This window comes from Bacillus cereus group sp. Sample62 (assembly GCF_036851315.1).
Taxonomy (GTDB): Bacteria; Bacillota; Bacilli; order Bacillales; family Bacillaceae_G; genus Bacillus_A; species Bacillus_A wiedmannii.
The window spans coordinates 277,501-280,000 of the sequence record NZ_JAFLPK010000001.1 but is presented as its reverse complement, the minus strand read 5'-3'; the positions used below and the strand labels follow the sequence as shown (position 1 = coordinate 280,000).

Below are 2,500 nucleotides of genomic sequence, written 5' to 3'. Positions count from 1 at the left end.
TAGAAGGTAACTCTTCACCTGAAATCATCATTACAGTTGCTCCTCCCATGGAAACACCAAAGAGTGCTATTTCAGCATTAGGGTCTTTCTTTACAATTTGTTGAATCCAAATCAAAATATCTTTACGATCGTGCCAGCCCATCCCTATATAATCGCCTTCACTATTTCCATGCCCACGAAGATCTGGCGCTATGACGTTATATCCTTCTTCATAAAAATTCCGGATATATTTCGTCATTTTCGATGCCTTACTATCATATCCATGAACTACAATTGCCCATTTATGGCTAGATTGTTCATTCATATATTCATAACCTGTTAATTTCAACTTATCGAAAGAATTTATGTGTAGTGTATTAGGTTTATGATTTGATACAAAGTTCGCATCCTTTTCTTCATTTGTAGCGAACACACCTCCCGATGCATTCACAGTTTCTAATAAGTGAGGATTATCCTCTAAAAACTCTTTCTCTTGTTTCGCATTCAACGCATAATTATAAAAATAATTCCCGACTAACATATACGTAATTGCTAGAAGGACTAAAACTACTATAGTAATTACACCTATCTTTTTCATATTATCTCCTTAAAAAAATTTAAATCTTCCTATATTAAAGTACCTCGAAAAACAACTGTACTATTTTAACACACCGATAGATTGCTTCTACAAAAAATAGAATAGAAAATCTTAAGCTACACATCAAAAATGATGAAAGAAAATGAATATGAGGGGATCAAAAGAATACGGATTACTTACTTGAAGCTGATAAGAAGTTTAAAACACAAAAAAGACGAGTCATTCTGACTCGTCTTAAAGTTGCTTGGCGACGTCCTACTCTCACAGGAACAAGGTCCCAACTACCATCGGCGCTAGAGAGCTTAACTTCCGTGTTCGGTATGGGAACGGGTGTGACCTCTCTGCCATCATCACCAAACTATGAAGGCATATTCCTTCAAAACTAGATAACATTTGCTTCATATTATATGGTTAAGTCCTCGATCTATTAGTATTCGTCAGCTCCACATGTCACCATGCTTCCACCTCGAACCTATCAACCTGATCATCTTTCAGGGATCTTACTAGCTTACGCTATGGGAAATCTCATCTTGAGGGGGGCTTCATGCTTAGATGCTTTCAGCACTTATCCCTTCCGCACATAGCTACCCAGCTATGCCCTTGGCAGAACAACTGGTACACCAGCGGTGCGTCCATCCCGGTCCTCTCGTACTAAGGACAGCTCCTCTCAAATTTCCTACGCCCACGACGGATAGGGACCGAACTGTCTCACGACGTTCTGAACCCAGCTCGCGTACCGCTTTAATGGGCGAACAGCCCAACCCTTGGGACCGACTACAGCCCCAGGATGCGATGAGCCGACATCGAGGTGCCAAACCTCCCCGTCGATGTGGACTCTTGGGGGAGATAAGCCTGTTATCCCCGGGGTAGCTTTTATCCGTTGAGCGATGGCCCTTCCATGCGGAACCACCGGATCACTAAGCCCGACTTTCGTCCCTGCTCGACTTGTAGGTCTCGCAGTCAAGCTCCCTTATGCCTTTGCACTCTACGAATGATTTCCAACCATTCTGAGGGAACCTTTGGGCGCCTCCGTTACACTTTAGGAGGCGACCGCCCCAGTCAAACTGCCCACCTGACACTGTCTCCCGGGTCGATAAGACCCGTAGGTTAGAATTTCAATACATTCAGGGCGGTATCCCACCAGCGCCTCCACCGAAGCTAGCGCTCCGGTTTCAATGGCTCCCGCCTATCCTGTACAAAATGTACCAAAATTCAATATCAGGCTACAGTAAAGCTCCACGGGGTCTTTCCGTCCTGTCGCGGGTAACCTGCATCTTCACAGGTACTATAATTTCACCGAGTCTCTGGTTGAGACAGTGCCCAAATCGTTACACCTTTCGTGCGGGTCGGAACTTACCCGACAAGGAATTTCGCTACCTTAGGACCGTTATAGTTACGGCCGCCGTTTACTGGGGCTTCAGTTCAGAGCTTCGCTTACGCTAACCCCTCTCCTTAACCTTCCAGCACCGGGCAGGTGTCAGCCCCTATACTTCGCCTTACGGCTTCGCAGAGACCTGTGTTTTTGCTAAACAGTCGCTTGGGCCTATTCACTGCGGCTTTCCGTTAAGAAAGCACCCCTTCTCCCGAAGTTACGGGGTCATTTTGCCGAGTTCCTTAACCAGAGTTCTCTCGCACACCTTAGGATTCTCTCCTCGCCTACCTGTGTCGGTTTGCGGTACAGGCACCTTTTATCTCGCTAGAAGCTTTTCTTGGCAGCGGGGAATCAAAGACTTCGCTCCATAAGGAGCTTCCCCATCACAGCTCAGCCTTCACGATAAGCGGATTTGCCTACTTATCAGCCTAACTGCTTGGACGTGCACAACCAATCGCACGCTTCTTCTATCCTTCTGCGTCCCTCCATTGCTCAAACGATAAAGAGGTGGTACAGGAATATCAACCTGTTGTCCATCGCCTACGCCTGTC

At 45.9% G+C, this 2,500-nt stretch carries 1 protein-coding gene and 2 rRNA genes (2 of these 3 running past the window's edge); all 3 read right to left on the bottom strand.

Going from position 1 to position 2,500, the window contains the following annotated elements:
- A protein-coding gene (locus J0835_RS01575) for an alpha/beta hydrolase (RefSeq protein ID WP_087979200.1) crosses the window boundary here: on the bottom strand, nucleotides 1–577 show its 5' portion. Its footprint begins 383 nt before the window's first position; only the first 577 of its 960 coding nucleotides appear in the window; its start codon is at nucleotides 575–577; the stop codon falls past the left edge of the window.
- 242 nt (nucleotides 578–819) lie between these two features.
- Nucleotides 820–935: ribosomal RNA gene (rrf, locus tag J0835_RS01570) — 5S ribosomal RNA — on the bottom strand.
- 49 nt (nucleotides 936–984) lie between these two features.
- Nucleotides 985–2,500: ribosomal RNA gene (locus J0835_RS01565) — 23S ribosomal RNA — on the bottom strand; it runs 1,406 nt beyond the window's last position.